Annotated in this window: 19 protein-coding genes; 9 read left to right on the top strand and 10 right to left on the bottom strand. The window is 67.0% G+C overall.

Annotated elements, in window-relative coordinates; genetic code table 11:
• Positions 1-89: 89 nt before the first annotated feature.
• From ACJJV6_RS02240 to ACJJV6_RS02210, 7 genes are all read left to right on the top strand, one after another.
• Positions 90-953 carry an HpcH/HpaI aldolase/citrate lyase family protein gene (locus tag ACJJV6_RS02240; protein ID WP_407709830.1) on the top strand — a complete coding sequence of 288 codons (864 nt, stop codon included), beginning with the start codon at positions 90-92 and terminating at the stop codon, positions 951-953.
• Entirely contained in the window at positions 953-1,927 is a 975-nt protein-coding gene (locus ACJJV6_RS02235) for a DUF2797 domain-containing protein (protein ID WP_407709829.1), read from the top strand. Before ACJJV6_RS02240 ends, ACJJV6_RS02235 begins: the two co-directional genes overlap by 1 nt.
• A gap of 20 nt (positions 1,928-1,947) precedes the next feature.
• Complete coding sequence (locus tag ACJJV6_RS02230; protein ID WP_009357136.1) at positions 1,948-2,172, top strand: DUF3188 domain-containing protein; 225 nt, start codon at positions 1,948-1,950, stop codon at positions 2,170-2,172.
• Between the two features lie 63 nt (positions 2,173-2,235).
• Positions 2,236-2,697 (top strand): MaoC family dehydratase N-terminal domain-containing protein, encoded by a 462-nt coding sequence (locus ACJJV6_RS02225; protein WP_407709828.1) that lies wholly within the window; start codon positions 2,236-2,238, stop codon positions 2,695-2,697.
• A gap of 2 nt (positions 2,698-2,699) precedes the next feature.
• A complete protein-coding gene (locus tag ACJJV6_RS02220; RefSeq protein WP_009357134.1) occupies positions 2,700-3,137 on the top strand; it encodes a MaoC family dehydratase in 438 nt (145 codons plus the stop codon).
• A gap of 9 nt (positions 3,138-3,146) precedes the next feature.
• Positions 3,147-4,430 carry an MFS transporter gene (locus ACJJV6_RS02215; RefSeq protein ID WP_407709827.1) on the top strand — a complete coding sequence of 428 codons (1,284 nt, stop codon included), beginning with the start codon at positions 3,147-3,149 and terminating at the stop codon, positions 4,428-4,430.
• A gap of 22 nt (positions 4,431-4,452) precedes the next feature.
• A complete protein-coding gene (locus ACJJV6_RS02210; protein WP_407709826.1) occupies positions 4,453-5,520 on the top strand; it encodes a UDP-N-acetylmuramate dehydrogenase in 1,068 nt (355 codons plus the stop codon).
• On the opposite strand, the gene ACJJV6_RS02205 is transcribed toward ACJJV6_RS02210, so the two are convergent.
• Positions 5,501-5,935 carry a hypothetical protein gene (locus ACJJV6_RS02205; RefSeq protein WP_407709825.1) on the bottom strand — a complete coding sequence of 145 codons (435 nt, stop codon included), beginning with the start codon at positions 5,933-5,935 and terminating at the stop codon, positions 5,501-5,503. The two genes, ACJJV6_RS02210 and ACJJV6_RS02205, sit on opposite strands and share 20 nt — an antisense overlap.
• A 105-nt stretch (positions 5,936-6,040) precedes the next feature.
• Between ACJJV6_RS02205 and ACJJV6_RS02200 the strand changes: the two genes are divergently transcribed.
• Together ACJJV6_RS02200 and ACJJV6_RS02195 are read left to right on the top strand one after the other, a co-directional pair.
• The gene (locus ACJJV6_RS02200) at positions 6,041-7,168 is read left to right on the top strand and encodes a winged helix DNA-binding domain-containing protein (RefSeq protein WP_407709824.1); all 1,128 of its coding nucleotides are present in this window, start codon (positions 6,041-6,043) and stop codon (positions 7,166-7,168) included.
• 459 nt (positions 7,169-7,627) lie between these two features.
• Entirely contained in the window at positions 7,628-8,296 is a 669-nt protein-coding gene (locus ACJJV6_RS02195; protein ID WP_152419534.1) for a hypothetical protein, read from the top strand.
• Positions 8,297-8,355: 59 nt separating this feature from the next.
• Here ACJJV6_RS02195 and asd read toward each other — a convergent pair whose 3' ends face one another.
• The 9 genes from asd to ACJJV6_RS02150 form a co-directional block, all read right to left on the bottom strand.
• Positions 8,356-9,486, bottom strand: a complete 1,131-nt coding sequence (gene asd / locus ACJJV6_RS02190) for an aspartate-semialdehyde dehydrogenase (protein ID WP_035752173.1) — start codon at positions 9,484-9,486, stop codon at positions 8,356-8,358.
• Between the two features lie 98 nt (positions 9,487-9,584).
• Complete coding sequence (locus ACJJV6_RS02185; RefSeq protein WP_009357127.1) at positions 9,585-10,019, bottom strand: hypothetical protein; 435 nt, start codon at positions 10,017-10,019, stop codon at positions 9,585-9,587.
• Position 10,020: 1 nt separating this feature from the next.
• A complete protein-coding gene (locus ACJJV6_RS02180) occupies positions 10,021-10,683 on the bottom strand; it encodes a hypothetical protein (protein WP_354175149.1) in 663 nt (220 codons plus the stop codon).
• A gap of 19 nt (positions 10,684-10,702) precedes the next feature.
• The gene (locus ACJJV6_RS02175) at positions 10,703-11,650 is read right to left on the bottom strand and encodes a hypothetical protein (RefSeq protein WP_152419532.1); all 948 of its coding nucleotides are present in this window, start codon (positions 11,648-11,650) and stop codon (positions 10,703-10,705) included.
• A 116-nt stretch (positions 11,651-11,766) separates the two neighbouring features.
• Positions 11,767-11,985 (bottom strand): NF038396 family protein, encoded by a 219-nt coding sequence (locus tag ACJJV6_RS02170; RefSeq protein ID WP_009357123.1) that lies wholly within the window; start codon positions 11,983-11,985, stop codon positions 11,767-11,769.
• 4 nt (positions 11,986-11,989) lie between these two features.
• Complete coding sequence (locus ACJJV6_RS02165) at positions 11,990-12,574, bottom strand: dihydrofolate reductase (protein WP_009357122.1); 585 nt, start codon at positions 12,572-12,574, stop codon at positions 11,990-11,992.
• Complete coding sequence (locus tag ACJJV6_RS02160) at positions 12,571-13,374, bottom strand: thymidylate synthase (RefSeq protein WP_009357121.1); 804 nt, start codon at positions 13,372-13,374, stop codon at positions 12,571-12,573. The genes ACJJV6_RS02165 and ACJJV6_RS02160 overlap by 4 nt, the downstream gene beginning before the upstream one ends.
• A 49-nt stretch (positions 13,375-13,423) precedes the next feature.
• Positions 13,424-14,392 (bottom strand): NUDIX hydrolase, encoded by a 969-nt coding sequence (locus tag ACJJV6_RS02155; RefSeq protein WP_133345749.1) that lies wholly within the window; start codon positions 14,390-14,392, stop codon positions 13,424-13,426.
• An 11-nt stretch (positions 14,393-14,403) separates the two neighbouring features.
• Entirely contained in the window at positions 14,404-16,653 is a 2,250-nt protein-coding gene (locus tag ACJJV6_RS02150; RefSeq protein WP_009357119.1) for an RNA degradosome polyphosphate kinase, read from the bottom strand.
• Between the last annotated feature and the right edge of the window lie 40 nt (positions 16,654-16,693).

Below are 16,693 nucleotides of genomic sequence, written 5' to 3'. Positions count from 1 at the left end.
CGGGTCACATCCCGTTTAGTTCGTATTGATCCTCACAAGCTGGCCATTTTCGTCGCCGCGCCGCTTGCAGGGCGGATACTGTAGAAAGCATGACGTCTACCATCGCCACCGAGACCGTAAGGCCGGAACGCAATATCCCCGCAGAGATCGCCCGCTCCTGGCTGCTGGTCAATGCCATGAAGACCGAGCTTTTTGACCAGTCGGCCGTGTCCCGCGCCGATTCGATCATCCTGGATATTGAAGATGCAGTGGACCCCTCGCAAAAGGACCAGGCGCGCGGCAACGTCATTGACTGGCTGACTGCCGGCGGCAAGGCATGGGTCCGCATCAATGACGCCACCAGCCCCTTCTGGGCCGACGACCTCGCCGGCCTGCGCGGCACCCCCGGCCTGCTCGGCGTGATGCTCGCCAAGACCGAATCCGCGGACCAGGTCACCGAGAGCTTCCACCGCATGGACGGCAAGACGCCCGTGATTCCGCTGGTGGAGTCCGCCGTCGGCATCGAGGAAGCCAACCACATCGCCAAAGCCCAGGGCGCCTTCCGCCTGGCCTTCGGCTCCGGCGACTTCCGCCGCGACACCGGCATGGCCGCCACGCAGGAGGCCATGGCCTACCCCCGCGCCAAACTGGTGGTCGCCAGCCGCGTCGGCAACCTGCCCGGCCCCATCGACGGCCCCACCGTCGGCACCAACCACCCCATCCTGCGCGAGCAGACCGGCATCACCGTGATGATGGGCATGACCGGCAAGCTGTGCCTGGCCATCGACCAGACCCCCGTCATCAACGAGGTCATCAGCCCCACGCCCTCCGACGTCGCCTGGGCCACCGACTTCATGTCCGACTTCGAAGCCAACGGCCGCGTCATCCGCGACGGCTCCGACCTGCCCCGCCTGGGCCGCGCCGAAAAGATCATGAAGCTTGCCGTGGCCTTCGGGGTGCAGCCGGCGCTGTAATGCCAGCACTTGCCACCTCCATGGACCCCGTGACCGATGCACCGCATCTGGTCCACGGGGTCTTTTGGGATGGGCCGCCGGCCACCGCGGCAGAGGACGACGGCGGCGCGCCGGTCCTGCGCCTCCAGGCAGTGTCCGGGGACTTCCGGGAGTTCGGCCTCCACCCGGGTGCCAGGCTCGGCTTTCGCGTCGCGGACCCGGCAAAATCCTGCCTGGGGCACCTTCTCGTCCACTCATCCACCAAGCGCGACCACATCCTGTGCGCAGCCGGCGCCCGGGCGGTGCGGGGCAAGCAGTGCGAACGCTGCTTCATGCTGGACGAATCCCGGCTCATGCACGACTTCCACCGCGGCGGCCGGGTAACTCCCGGGTTGCGTGACTACCTGATGCAGGAACACTGGCTCTATGTGGCTACCTTCGCCGGCGGCGCCACCAAGGTGGGGACAGCGTCCGGTCCACGGAAATGGAACCGGCTCGCGGAGCAGGGCGCAGTGGCCGCCAGGTACGTGGCACGGGCAGGGGACGGCCGGGTGGTGCGCATTCTCGAGGACCTGGTGACCTCGGAAGCCGGGCTGACGCAGCAGGTCCGTTCTGCAGCCAAGGCCGACGCCCTGCTGCAGCCGCTGCCGGCCACGGACATAGACGCCATCAATGCCAGCGCCGCCGGTGAAGCCCGTGCACTGCTGGCGCGCGCTGCCGTCGATGGCTTCGAGACGGTGGAGGAGCAGTGGGTTCGGCCGGCCCGGGCCCACGCTCTCTACGGGACTGACGCTATCCGCCATGCCTACCCGCATCCGCTGGACACCGGCCGGCACGGCTTCGACATCGCCGCCCTGACCGGGCCGAACGCACTGGCACGGCTGGACGGCTCCGATGCGGAGTTCGTGGTCAACCTGTCCCAACTGACTGCCCGGACCATTGTCCTGGGGGACTATGCCTCGCCGGTGCCGGCAATCCAGGAGTCCCTGTTCTGAAGGCCCGGTAAACTGGCTGGGTGCTGAACGAATTCTGGGCCACCGCGCCAACCCGCTACAAAGTCCTGGTCTTCGGCGCGATGGGGCTCATCGCCGTCGGCATCATCCTGAACCTGGTGGGCAACACCAGCGGCAACCAGGGGCTGGCCATGGCCTCCCTCCCGCTGATCGGGCTGGGCCTGGTCCTGCACGTCGCCGGAATGGTGGTCCGCGGCCAGGCCATCCGCAAGCGGTTGCGCCGGTAACCCTGCCGCCCTGGCCGGAGCCGCTTTTCTGCCCTCCAGCAGGCGGGCGATAGGCTGGAGGCCATGACTATCAATCCGGACCTGCAGGGCCGCAGCTACCCTGCCGCAGAGGTGTACGACGTCGGCCGCGAGAATATCCGCGAGTTCGCCCGCGCCGTGAAGGCCACCCATCCTGCGCACTTCGACGTCGACGCAGCCAAGGCCCTGGGCCACAATGACCTGGTGGCCCCGCCCACCTTCGCGATCATCATCGCCCAGCGCGCCGACGCCCAGCTCATCGAGGATCCGGAAGCCGGCATCGACTTCTCCCGCGTGGTCCACGCCGACCAGCGCTTCACCCACCACCGCCCCATCTTCGCCGGCGACCGGCTGGTGGCCGAGCTCCACGTTGACGGCGTGCGTGCGATGGGCGGCGGCGCCATGATCACCACCCGCTCCGAGATCTTCGCCCTCGGGTCCGGCGATTCACGGGAGCCCGTCACCACCACCACGTCATCCATCCTGGTCCGCGGAGAGGGACAGTAGTCATGAGCCCCAGCATCCACGAACTCAGCGCCGGCCAGGAAATCGGCAGCCGCACCGTCGAGGTCACCCGCACCGACCTGGTCAAGTACGCCGGCGCCTCCGGCGACTTCAATCCCATCCACTGGAACGAGGCTTTCGCCACCGGGGTGGAACTGCCCGGCGTCATCGCCCACGGCATGTTCACCATGGGCTCGGCCGTCCAGCTGGTGACCGACTGGGCTGGCGACCCGGCCGCCGTCGTCGACTTCCAGACCCGCTTCACCAAGCCGGTCCTGGTCACGGACACCACCGGCACGGACCAGCCCGGCGCCACCATCGAGGTGAGCGGCACCATTGGAAAGCTCGACGCCGAGGCCGGCACCGCACGCGTCGACCTCACTGTTGTCTCGGCCGGCCAAAAAGTCCTGATGAAGGCCCAGGCCGTCGTCAAGCTTTCCTGAGCGGGCACGTTGACACCCAGCGCAGGCACGGGGGCATCCGTCACCGCCGGTGAAGTCACCCGCTGGCGCAACGCCGTGGTGGTGGCCTACGCCGCCAGCGGGCTGGCCTTCGCCTCCTGGGTGTCCCGGCTCCCTGCCATCAGGGATGCGCTGGACCTCACCCCGGGCAACGTGGGGGTACTCCTGCTCTGCATGACCCTTGGTTCCTTCGCCTCCGTTTCCGCCTCCGGGCTGATCGTGCTCCGGCTGGGATCGAAGCGGACTATCCGGACCGGCAGCATCATGGTGGGCGCAGGCCTGCTGCTGACCGGTTTCGGCACCTCGGTCCTGTCCAGTCCTGTCGCCACCGCGCTCGGCCTGGCCGTCATCGGCCTTGGCACCGGCAGCTGGAACACCGCCTCCAACGTTGAGGGCGCGGCGGTTGAACGGGCTGTTGGGCGGCACATCATGCCGCGGCTTCATGGCGCGTTTAGTCTGGGGACCGTGGCCGGCGCGGGGCTGGGTGCGGCAGCGGCCGCCGTGTCCCTGCCGGTGGCGTGGCACCTGGCCGCGGCCGGCGCGGTGGTGGCCGTCTCCGTGGCGACGGCGGCGTCCTGGTTCCGGGCGGACACCACCCCGGTTGCCGGGGAGCGCACCTACACGCCGGACAACTTCGAGGACCCCAGCACAGGTCCCATTCCCGTCATCCCCGCGGGGACGCCGTCCGCCTCCGAGCCCCTGGACAACAAGCGCAAGATCGCGCAGGCCTGGCGGGACCGGCGCACCCTCCTCCTGGGGGTGCTGGTGCTGGGGCTCGCCCTGGCCGAAGGCGCGGCGGGGGACTGGGTGGCGCTGGCGCTGGCGGACGGCCACGGCCAGACGGACGCTGCAGGTGCTGCCGGCTACGGGCTTTTTGTCACCTTCATGACCATTGGCCGGTTCGCCGGAACCCTTGTCCTGGACCGGTTCGGCCGGGTGCCGGTGATGCGCTGGTGCGCGGCGATGGCGGTTGCCGGACTGGGGCTGTTTGTCTTCGCACCGGCGCCGTGGCTGGCATTCGCCGGCCTGGCGGTCTGGGGCCTGGGCGCATCCCTGGGGTTCCCGGTAGGTATGTCCGCCGCAGCCGACGACCCCGCCAAGGCCGCCGCCAGGGTCTCCGTGGTGTCCACCATCGGATACGGGGCCTTCCTCTGCGGGCCGCCCCTGCTGGGGCTGCTGGCCGAGCATGTGGGCATCCTGCACTCGCTGCTCGCCGTCATGGTGATGCTGGCGGTGAGCTTCCTGCTCTCGCCGGTGGCCAGGAAGCTTGCCTGACTTTCCCTAGTATTGTGGACGGGTGACTTCCACGCTGCTTTCCTCCCTGACCACCTCAGCCGTCGGCGGCCCTGCGGGCACCTTCATCGAGGCGCGGACCGAGGCCGATATCATCGACGCCATCCGCACAGCGGACGCGGCCGGCGAGCAGGTACTGATCATCAGCGGCGGGTCCAACCTCCTGATCTCCGACGACGGGTTCCCCGGCACGGTGGTCAGGATCGCCTCCGAGGGATTCACCGTGAATGCCGAGGATTCCTGCGGCGGCGTGGCCGTTGTGGTGCAGGCCGGCCACAACTGGGACCAGCTGGTGGAGCACGCCGTCCGGCACACCTGGTCCGGCATCGAAGCACTCTCCGGCATCCCCGGGTCCACAGGGGCCACTCCCGTCCAGAACGTGGGTGCCTATGGTGCCGACGTCTCCCAGACCATCGCCGCGGTCCGGACGTGGGACCGCGAACGGAATGCCGTCAGGACCTTCACCAACTCCGAGCTGCAGTTCGGCTACCGGGACTCCATCCTCAAGCGGACAACCGTCAACGGTTCGCCCCGCTACATCGTGCTCACCGTCGAATTCCAGCTTCCGATCGGCCGGATGAGCGCACCCATCCGCTACGCCGAACTGGCCCGCGCACTGGGAGTCGAGCCCGGCAAGCGCGCCTACGCCACGGATGTGCGCCGCGAAGTGCTCCGGCTGCGGGCATCCAAAGGCATGGTGTGGGACGCCGCCGACCGGGACACCTATTCCACGGGCTCCTTCTTCACCAATCCCATTGTTCCCGCGGAGGTGGCAGAGGCGTTGCCGGAGTCCGCGCCGCGGTACCCGGCGGGTGCCGACGGGCTGGTGAAACTGTCTGCAGCATGGCTCATCGACCAGGCAGGTTTCGGGAAAGGCTTCGGCCTGGAGCAGGACAGTGTGTCAGGCGGCCGGGCGTCGCTGTCCACCAAGCACACATTGGCCATCACCAACCGCGGCGCAGCCCGGGCGGCAGACGTGGTGGCCGTGGCCCGCGAGGTGCGGGCCGGCGTCGAACGCCGCTTCGGCATTGAACTGCACCCGGAGCCGCTGCTCATCGGGCTGGAGCTGTAGCCCGCCCAGCGTCCGGCGCGCCCTGCCGGAGCACTTCCGCGGCGCCCATGAGGGCTGATGCCCAGCCGGTGAGGGTCAGGTAGATGCCCATGAACAGCCAGACCAGCAGGCCCGGTGCCTGCGGATTTGCCGCCCCTGCCGCGATGCAGGTGGCCAGTCCGGCGCCCGCCACCCCGAGTGACAGGATCCAGAGGAGCCGGGCTGCCCTGGGGTGCTGCCTCCAGTCCCGGCAGATGCGGACGCCGTCGCGGCTGACAGCGATTGCGGGGAACAGGACGGCGTAGCCGCCGCCCAGGCTCAGGGCGAGGGAGGGGAGGAGCAACAGGGGGTTTGACCGGCCCGCGCTGAGGAACGCGGAGAGGGAAATGAGTCCCAGCGCCGTTCCTGCCATAACGCCCAGCGTCCCGCCGATCATCCATCTCCTGGTTTTACGCGCAGGCAACCGCCACAAACTCCCCAAAGTCATGGTCCTACCCTAGCCGCCGTGTTGCGGGTTCCGCCGCGACCGTAGGATGAGGGCATGGCTGCACTGGTGCGAAACCGTGGTGACCGCAGGGTGCTGGGTCGGCTGCGGCTGGTGTCCCAGGGGCTGCTTGACGTGGGGGAGCGGGCGGATTCACCGGCGGACGTGGTGCGCCGGATGACAGCCATGCAGGCGCAGGATTTGCAGGCGGCGCTGTGGGCGGTGGGCGTCCGGCTTCCCGGTTCCGGCGTCAGCAGCGTGCGGGCAGCCATCGACGCGGGAACCATAGTGCGGTCCTGGCCGATGCGGGGAACGCTCCACTTGGTGGCGCCGGAGGACCTGGGGTGGATGCTGGAGCTCACCGCGGACCGGCTGACCAAGGGCATCGCCGCCCGGCACCGGGAACTGGGCATCACGCGGGCCGACGTCGAAAAGTGCCGGGATCTCGCCCTTGACCATCTTTCATCCGCCGGGCCGGCCAGCCGCGCTGACCTGTTCGGCGTTTTCGATGCCGCAGGGCAGCCCACGCAGGGGCAGCGAGGGGTCCACATCCTCGGGACGCTGTGCCGGCACGGCTGGCTGGTGCAGGGGCCGCTGGCCGGGAACCAGCAGCTGTTGGTGGCGTTTGATCAGTGGATCCCCGAGTCCCGCTGCCTGGACCGTCAGGAGGCGGTTGCCGAGTGGCTGCTCCGCTACTTCCGCAGCCATGGCCCCGCCACCGTCCGCGACTTTGCCTGGTGGACCCAGATACCCCTGACCGAGGTCCGGTCCGCCCTGGCGGAGATCCGGCGGGAGCTGGTGGAGCTCGAGGTTGACGGTACAGGCCACTGGATGTCGCCTGAGACGGCGGGGCTGCTGGACGGCAGGGGCCTGGACGGCAGGGTCCCTGGCGGCCGGTCCGTCCTGCTGCTGCCCGGCTTCGACGAGTTCCTGCTGGGCTACACGGACCGGAGCCTTGTCCTTCCGCCCGAGCATGCCAACCTGGTTGTTCCCGGCGGCAACGGGGTCTTCAAAAAGACAGTTGTTGCGGCGGGCGAGGTGATCGGCACCTGGGCTGTTGCGGGCAAAGGCCAGCGCGCCGCCGTCGTACCCGAACTCTTTGACGGTGCCCGGCGCCTCGGTCCGGCGGCTCAGGCAGCCTTCGACAAGGCCTCCCGGCGGTATTTGGAGTTCCTCGCCACCTGACCTGCCCCGAAACCCAAAGGCGGCCCTTGCCCGCATAACCGGTGTGGGGCAGCAACGGTTATGCAGGCCAGGGCCGGTCAAGCCGCTGCAGTGTCCACATAGAGGAGGAGCCGGCTGCCAGCCAGCCCGCGGATTCGGCATGCTGGCACGATGAAGTCCAGCAAAATCCGTGACCTGGTGGAGCAACGTTGGCCGCAATACCCCGTGGCTTCTGCTGGGCAATTAGGCGGCGCCGGCCTGGAAAGCCGTGTGGTTGGGGCAGCTGTACAGCAGGGGATACTTCTCCGGCTTCGCCGCGGTGCATATGTCCGGCGAACCTACTGGAATACTCTAAAACCCTGGGATCAAGACCGGCTCCTTGTCATCGCGCACTATGAATCCACCGGCGGTTCAGCCCGCTACACGCATGTAAGCGCAGCCATGCTGCACGGCTGCGATGTATGGGATGCCGGACCCTTGGTGCACGTCACAACGCAGTATTCCAATTCGCGGACCAGTGCGGGCAAGGACGTCCGGACCCATCGGCTTCCGCTCCCCGACAATGACCTGGCGTCCTTGTGGACTCCGGACGGCCGCGAGATCCAAACCACCACAATCGAGAGAACGGTTCTGGACTGCGCACGGATCCTGCCCGTCGACAAGGCTGCCGTCATCGGCGACCATGCACTCCGCAAAGGCGCGTCCATGGACACCATGTGGCAGTTGTTGGCTGAAAGCCCTGTGAAGCGTGGGAGCCGGCGGGCATCGGACCTGCTCAACGTTCTGGACGGGCGTTCGGAGTCAGCAGGGGAGACGCGGACCAGGCTGCTGCTCTCCTTATTCGGCGTGAACACTTTTACACCGCAGGTCGAAATCCAGACTGCCGAAGGCCTGTTCCGCGCTGACTTCGCCGATACTGCGGCCCGGGTGATCATCGAGTTCGACGGCACTGCCAAGTACGTGGACTACAAACCCACGGAGGCAGTGCTGATCGCGGAGCGCCTGCGGGAAACTTCCCTGATGGAAACCGGATGGCGAGTCTTCAGGGTCCGCTGGAAGCATCTGGACCGTCCGACCGAGCTCCACCGGCGGCTGATGGCGTTCCTCGGACGGCATCCCGGAACGCAAAAGCGGCCCTGGCCCGCATAACCGGTGCTGGGCAGCAACGGTTATGCGCGTCAGGGCCGCCTATGAAGCAGCTGTAGGGTCTACAGGTTGCCCGTGGCGATGTTAAGCATGCGGCGCAGCGGCTCGGCGGCGCCCCAGAGGAGCTGGTCGCCCACGGTGAAGGCGCTGATGTACTGCGGTCCCATCTCCATCTTGCGGATGCGGCCCACCGGGATGTCCAGGGTGCCGGAAGCTGCCACGGGGGTGAGCTCGGCCATGGAGGCTTCCTTGGTGTTCGGGACCACCTTGGCCCACTCGTTGTCCTCGGCCAGGAGCTTCTCGATCTCGGCGACGGACAGGTCCTCGCGGAGCTTGAGGGTCAGGGCCTGCGAGTGGGAGCGCATGGCGCCGATCCGGACGCACAGGCCGTCCATGATGACGCGATTTTCCTCGGAGGTGCCCAGGATCTTGTTGGTTTCGACCCCGGCCTTCCACTCTTCCTTGGACTGCCCGTTGCCCAGGTCGGCGTCGATCCAAGGGATCAGGGAGCCGGCCAGCGGCACCCCGAACTGGGTGGCGTCGATGTCGGTGCGCTGGTGGGCCAGGACCTTGCGGTCAATGTCCAGGATGGCCGACGCCGGGTCGTCCAGTTCCGTGCTGACCTCGGCGTTGAGCGTGCCGAACTGGCTGAGGAGCTCGCGCATGTGCCGGGCGCCGCCGCCGGAGGCTGCCTGGTAGGTCATGGAGGTGCCCCACTCGACCAGCCCGTTCTTGAACAGGCCACCGAGGCCCATCAGCATGCAGGAGACGGTGCAGTTGCCGCCGATGAAGTCCTTGGTACCGTTGACCAGGCCCTTGTCGATGACGTCGCGGTTGATGGGGTCCAGCACGATGATGGAATCGTCGTTCATCCGCAGGGTGGAGGCGGCGTCGATCCAGAGGCCGTCCCAGCCGCGGCTGCGCAGTTCGCCGTGGACCTGCTTGGTGTAGTCCCCGCCCTGCGCGGTGACAATAATGGGCAGCTTCGCCAGGGTGTCGAGATCAAACGCGTTCTCGAGCTTGCCGGCGCCCTCAGCGAACGACGGGGCGGCACCTCCCGCGTTGGAGGTGGAGAAGAACACCGGGTTGATGTTGGCGAAGTCGCCCTCGTCCTGCATGCGCTGCATGAGGACGGAACCGACCATGCCGCGCCATCCGACCAGGCCGACGGAAGGGGTAGCTGCTGTAGTCATTCGTCCAGTTTAGACTTCGGAGCCGGCGGGGCGCAGTCGGTTACGTCACGTCGGCGCGCGGCTAACAAGGCAGGCCCCTTTAGTAGGAGGGGTGCCCCTTACCGGTCAAACTGCCTGGCTGTCGGTTCCGGGATGCCCCGTTCCGCCCTCAGCCGTTTGGCCTTGGCGGCGACGCCCGCCATCCGTGCTGCGTAGAGGACGCCGGAGGCCCCGGCGACAGTGAGTATCAGGGCTCCCCACATCGGATCCTGGCCCCTGCTGGTGGGCCCGGCCACCAACATGATCGAGAAAACCGCCAAGGCAGCAAAGAACACAGCCATCGTGAGGAACCCTCCGGCGGAGCGCACCTGCGGGTGCGAACTGGCGGTGACCACACCGAGTTCGTCCTTCTGATAGCTGTGGAGCGCGCCCTCGACTGTGCGGAGCAGGACGCGCTTTTCCCCGCGTGCCAGGGCCTGCTCGTGAAACGTACGGACCTGGTCGTCGGGTGTGGGTGCGCTGCCGGGAGTATTGCCCGGATTGCCGTTCTGCATGCTAGTCCTGTCGGATCGATCGGATGTGGTCCAACACCTGGCCCTCGCTGAGGCCCGAGATTTCCCGGATCGGTTCGGAAGGGGCATCAAGATGGCCGTAGCCCACCGTCCAGCCCTCCCCGCTGCGTTTGACCAGCAGTTGCTTGCCGTCGGAACCGTCGAGCAGGCGGACGGTGGCTCCGCCGTCGGGGTTGTCTTCAAGATGCTTGCGCACGATAAAGAAGTTGGCTTCTGCCGGCGTGGTATCCGGCCGCTGCGCCATCGCGAACCAGCTGAGGTAGGCCCGGGGCTGCAGCAGGATCCGGTATTCGGGTGACTCGACGGACAGGACGTTGTCCACGGAGCCGGCCGTAAGGAGGTTGATCTGCACCAGCTTCCCGGTCTCCGTCAGGGCATGGGTAACGGCTGCCACCGGACCCTCCACGGAAAGCTCCTTGTCCGCACCTACAGTGGCTGCACCGCGGGCCACCAGGGAGGATGCTCCCGCCGAGAGCAGGGAGGCGTCGTCGAGTTCGCCTTCCAGCCGGAGCGCCCTGGCGGAGGCTTCGGCGGCCGGTCCGCGCCGCAGGTTCAGGAGCACCAGGAGCTCGGCGAAGCCAAAACCGATCGCGTCCGGAAACCCTTGGCCGGCGCTCGAGGACCTGGCTGTGGTTGTTTCAGTCACTGGTTGTTCTCCTCAGTTCTCAGAAGCCAAAAAAGTCGCCGACGGCGTCCACGCCATCACTGATAGCGCCGCCAACGGCCTCGGCCCCATCGGCGATCTTATCCCCGACGTAGTTCACGGAATCATGGATGACGGGGACGTTGTCGTAGAGGGCAAGGGCCCCGCTGGCCACCATGCACGCAGTGCCGGCCGGCGGCGGAAGGAACGAGCCGGCGCCCAACAGGGCCTTGGTGGTGGAGTAGGCGGCGGAGCCGTAATCGCCCTCCTGGAAGTTGTTGAAGGCGTCCAGGCTGTCCAGGCCAACGCCCACAACGCCCAAACCCTTGCTGAAGCCGTCGAGGTACTTGAAGGCGTTGGATCCCTCGGCGAGGTTGAGGACCTCGTGGAACTTGCCCTCGAACAGGCTGTTGGACATGTTGAAGAACTTGCTGAACTCGTTGGAGTTCTGGAAGGCCCGCCAGGCTGCCGGATCCAGGAAATCAGAGATGCGGGACTTGTGCAGCATGGCGGCGATGTCGAACAGGCCCGCCCGAAGATTCGGGAAGGCCTTGGTGAGGCCGTAGATGTCCCAGCCGTCACGGAACGGAGAATCCGGGTCTGCCAGCCAGTCCGGCCCCCAGGGGTTGTCGCTGTCCCGTCCGGGGACGTTTCCGCCCGGTGTCCCGGTGCCGGGCCCGGAATTGCCGGCACCCCCCGTGGCAGACGCCTTCTCCTGCTCGTCCGCGTGCGTGAGGAGCAGCTTCGACTCCTGCTGGAGCCGCGCCGCCGTCTTCTGCAGCAGCGCACGGTGGTTGCCGTTCCAGTCGGACCGGAAGCGGGACGCGTCCTGGCCTTTCCACGCGGGGCTGTTGTTGATATGGCCGCTCAGCTGCTGCGACTGCTGCTGCAGCATGTCGGCCGTCTTGCTGAACTGCCGCGCCAAGGTGCGCAGCTGCTCGACGTCGGCGCCCCACAAAGTTCCTGCCACCCGGTATCCCCCCAATAGTGTCCAAACCAGCAGTCCGTCAGGCTGCAGGCTTCAGCTTAGGCGAGCCCCCGCCAAGTCGCGATGGGGTGAGCTCCCCATGCAGCTGCCCACAGCGACTAGCTCCGCCTGGACTCCTCGGCCACGGCTGCCTTCCGGGCCCGCAGCGCAAAGAAGGCGCCGAACGCGAAGACCTGCGTAACAACCACCAGCACGATAGCCCCGGCGATCTTGTTGCTGCCCAGGATCATGGTCAGCCCCACGATGGCGGACAGCAGCGCAAGCAGCGGCAGCAGCATGTACCCCAGGACAAAGAGGGTTTCCGGTTTCTTCAGCATGTTCCTAGCCCTCGGTCCTTGACCATTTGGTGAATCGGTAGCGTGTGCCGTTGGCACCGGTCAGCCAGCCGTCCGGAGGAACGGACGCGGTGGCCTCCCAACTGGTGCCGAGTTCGGGGGCAAACGTGTCGCCGTCGGCCTTCACATCGATGGTGGTGATCACCGCAACATTGGCCAGGTCCGTGGATTGGCGGAAGATCTCGCCGCCGCCCAGGATCCAGACGGTGTCGCCGCCGTCGACGAACTGCGACTCCAGCAGCGCGTCATCCAGCGAAGGAACCACAATGGCGCCCTTCGCCTCAGGCGTGTCTGCCCAGTCCTTCTGCCGGGTGATGACGATGTTGGTCCGCCCGGGCAGGGGACGGTACTTGTCCGGGAAGGACAGCCAGGTCTTGCGCCCCATGATGACCGGGTGCCCGGTGGTCAGGCGGGTGAAATGCTTGAGGTCCTCGGGCAGGTGCCAGGGCATGTCCCCGTCCTTGCCGATGACGCCGTCGGGGGTCTGCGCCCAGACCAGTCCGACGCCGGTGATCGAGGCGGCCAGCTCCTCCGTAAAGGACTGCGGATCGGTGAAGTTCTCGGTGCTCATACGGCGATCGGTGCCTTAATCGTCGGGTGGTGCTTGTAACCCACCACTTCGAAATCCTCCAGCGTGTAGTCGAAGATCGACGCCGGCTTCCGGTTGATCTTCAGCTGCGGGTACTCGTACGGCTCCCGCTCCAGCTGCTTGAGGACCTGGTCCATGTGGTTCTCGTAAATATGCACGTCGCCGCCGGTCCAGATGAACTCGCCGGGCTCAAGCCCCACCTGCTGGGCAAGCATGCACGTCAGCAGGGCGTAGGAGGCGATGTTGAACGGCACGCCCAGGAACATGTCCGCCGAGCGCTGGTACAACTGGCAGGACAACCTGCCGTTGGCTACGTAGAACTGGAAGAACGCGTGGCACGGCGGCAGGGCCATGTCGCTCAGCTCGGAGACATTCCACGCCGAGACGATGTGCCGGCGCGAGTCCGGGTTGGACTTCAGGCCCTCCACGAGCTCGGCGATCTGGTCGATGTGGCCGCCGTCCGGGGTGGGCCAGCTGCGCCACTGGACACCGTAGACCGGCCCCAGGTCGCCATCTGCGTCTGCCCATTCGTCCCAGATGGTGACGCCCTGGTCCTGCATCCACTTCACGTTGGTTTCACCGCGCAGGAACCACAGCAGCTCCACGGCGACGGACTTGAAGTGCACCCGCTTGGTGGTGATCAGCGGGAAGCTCTTCGACAGGTCGAAACGCAGCTGCCGCCCGAAAACGCTGGTGGTTCCGGTTCCGGTCCGGTCGGATTTGTGCGTGCCGGAAGCCAGGACATCGCGCAGGAGGTCTTCATAAGGCGTTGGGATGCTCACGCACCAAGTCTATCGGGGTTGCTTGTCCGCTTCCTGAATCCCGGCCGGGTCAGTCGTCGAACGGCTTGAACTGCTCGACGGCGACCACCCGGTTCTTTGCCCCGGGCGCCACATGGCAGACCACCAGTTCGCCGGGGGAGAGATATGGCTCCTCCGAGGGCAGCAGGCTGCCCAGCCGGCCGGGCATGTGCTTCGCCAGCTGCGCGAAGACCGTCGGCAGCGCGGGGCGGTGGGTGCAGACCACCACCGGCCGCTGCTTATCGAAGAGGGCCTCGACGACGGCCGCGGTCTTCTTCGGGCTGCGGTGGTGGCGGTGTTCCGTGAGGGCTTCCGCCATCCGAACCTTTGCGCCTGCCACTTTCGCATAGGGTGCAACAGTCGCCACGCACCTGAGCCAGGGACTGGTAACCACGCGCGGGGGCTGCCATACCTGCAGCAGCCGTCCCACCGCCTGTGCCTGCCGGGTGCCGGTGGCGGCCAGCGGGCGTTCACCCTCGGCTTTGGTCCAGGACGAGCGCGGCTTCGCTTTGGCATGCCTGAGGACCACGAGCGGCCAGGTGTTCAGCTCGCCTTCCTCGTGGGCTTTGCGCAGGTACTCCAGCGGTACGACGTCGGTGGGGTTGGACAGCAGCTTGGCCGCCTTCTCCGGGGCGCACCACATGACGCTGTCCACCTCCTTGCCGTCCGGGACCAGCCGGGTCCCGTTGGCCTTGACCGCCCAGTAGAAAACCACCTTGAGGCCGGAAGCGACGCGGTAGTGGATGGCGGGCAGCGGCCGGCCCAGGGGCGCGTCCAGCCCGATCTCCTCCCGCACCTCACGGAGGGCGCATTCAGGGATGGTCTCGCCGTCGTCGATCTTCCCTTTGGGCCATGACCAGTCGTCATAGCGGGGCCGGTGGATCAGCAGGACTTCAAGCCTGTCATTTGTGACCCGCCACGGAAGGGCGCCGGCAGCCGTTACTGCAACTGGTTCCCCCGGATGGTCTGTCTGGTCAGCTACGAGTGCATCGCTCGACAAAACAGCTGCCCTTACCGCCGGCTCAGGCTGCGCTGGCGGGGCCGAGAGGCGAGCAGCCAGGACTGCACGTCCTCAAGCGGCTTTCCGTCCTCGGCCAGGTGGTGCCGGGTCCAGTCGCCCTCGTTGTCCAGGTGCCAGCTGGCGGTTTCGGGTGCCATGTACCGCTTGAGCAGGTCCAGGACGTAGTTGATGTCGTCGGCGCTTGCCAGCTGGACCAGGGCCTCCACGCGGCGGTCCAGGTTCCGGTGCATCATGTCCGCGGAGCCGATGTACACCACGGGGTCGCCGCCGTTGGCGAACGCGAACACCCGGGAGTGCTCAAGGAACCTGCCCAGGATGGACCGGACGGTGATGTTTTCGCTCAGGCCCGGAACCCCAGGCCGGAGCGAGCAGATGCCGCGGACCACCACGTCCACCTTCACACCGGCCTGGGAAGCCCGGTACAGGGAATCGATGATGGCCTCGTCCACCATGGAGTTCACCTTGATCTGGACCCGGCCGGGTACCCCGGCGCGGGCATTGCGGATCTCGGTTTCGATCCGGTCGATGAGCCCTGACCGCACCGAACGCGGCGCAACGAGCAGGCGCTTGAAGGTGGACTTCGGGGCGTAGCCGGAGAGCTGGTTAAACAGCTTGGACAGGTCCTCGCCCACCTGCTCGTTGGCGGTCAGAAGGCCCAGGTCCTCGTAGTACCGTGCGGTCCGCGGGTGGTAGTTGCCGGTGCCGATGTGGCAGTACCGGCGCAGCCCGTCCACTTCCTGCCGGACCACCAGGGACAGCTTGCAGTGCGTCTTCAGGCCCACGATGCCGTAGACCACGTGCACGCCGGCCTGCTCGAGCTTGCGGGCCCATGAGATGTTGGCCTGCTCGTCGAAGCGGGCCTTGATTTCCACCAGTGCCAGGACCTGCTTGCCGGCCTCGGCAGCGTCGATCAGGGCGTCCACGATGGGGGAGTCGCCCGAGGTGCGGTAGAGGGTCTGCTTGATGGCCTGGACCTTGGGGTCCGCAGCCGCCTGCTCCAGGAACGCCTGGACGGAGGTGGAGAACGAGTCGTACGGGTGGTGCAGCAGGATGTCCCGGCGGCGCATGGCCGCGAAGACGTTCGCCGCTTTTGAGGTCTCGGACTCGTTCAGGTACCGGGACGTGTGCGGAACGTGCTTGGGGTAGTGGAGATCAGCACGGTCAATGCCGGCGATGACGGACAGGCCGCGGAGGTCCAGCGGAGCCGGGACCGAGTACACCTCGGATTCCTCCACCCCCAGTTCGCGGATCAGCAGAGCGCGGATGTTGGGGTTGATGTCGTTGGTGACTTCCAGCCGCACGGGAGGGCCGAAGCGGCGGCGCAGCAGTTCCTTCTCCAGCGCCTGCAGGAGGTTTTCGGCGTCGTCCTCCTCCACCTCCACGTCCTCGTTGCGGGTGACCCGGAAGGTGTGGTGTTCCAGGACCTCCATGCCGGGGAAGAGCTTGTCCAGGTGGACGGCGATGACTTCTTCCAGGGCGATGAACCGGGCCACCCGGCCGGCGACTGCGCCGGCACGGGGACCGTCGATGGAGATCAGGCGCGGCAGCTGGTCCGGCACCTTGACGCGGGCGAACAGCTCCTTGTCGCTGACCGGGTTCCGCACCACCACGGCCAGGTTCAGGGAAAGCCCGGAAATGTACGGGAACGGGTGGGCCGGATCAACCGCCAGGGGGGTGAGGATGGGGAAGACCTTCTCGGCGAACATCACGCTCAGCTGCTGCTTGGCGGCGTCGTCCAGTTCGTCCCAGTGCATCAGGTGGATGTGCTCATAGGCCAGGGCCGGGCGGATCTGGTCCGCGTACACCTGCGCGTGCCGCTGCTGCAGCCGGTGCGCTTCCTCGCTGATCCGTTCCAGGACCTCTACCGGGCTCAGCCCGGCAGGGGACGGGACGGCCAGGCCGGTGGCGATGCGGCGCTTCAGGCCGGCCACCCGGACCATGAAGAACTCATCCAGGTTCGACGCGAAAATCGAGAGGAAGCTGACGCGTTCCAGCAGGTGCAGCGAGGGATCCTCGGCAAGTTCCAGGACCCTGGAGTTGAAGGCCAGCCAGCTCAGTTCACGGTCCAGGAAGCGGTCCGGGCGGATGTCGCCTTCGGGCTGCAGGTTCGGCGCAAATTCCGGAATGTCGATGCGGTCCTGGGTGGCGCGGGAAGCCGGTACTTCGGAGGAACCGAAGCGGGCGCGTACAGGAACCGCAACATCCTGGGACGTGGCTGTTCCGGAAGGTTCCGGGTTCATGGCATCTCCTTTACCTGGCGCTTGGTGCTGGTGCTTCCGG

Source organism: Arthrobacter nitrophenolicus, assembly GCF_045833485.1.
Lineage (GTDB): Bacteria > Actinomycetota > Actinomycetes > Actinomycetales > Micrococcaceae > Arthrobacter > Arthrobacter nitrophenolicus.
Note: the sequence above shows the minus strand (reverse complement) of the source record. Positions and strands in the feature narration are given on the sequence as shown.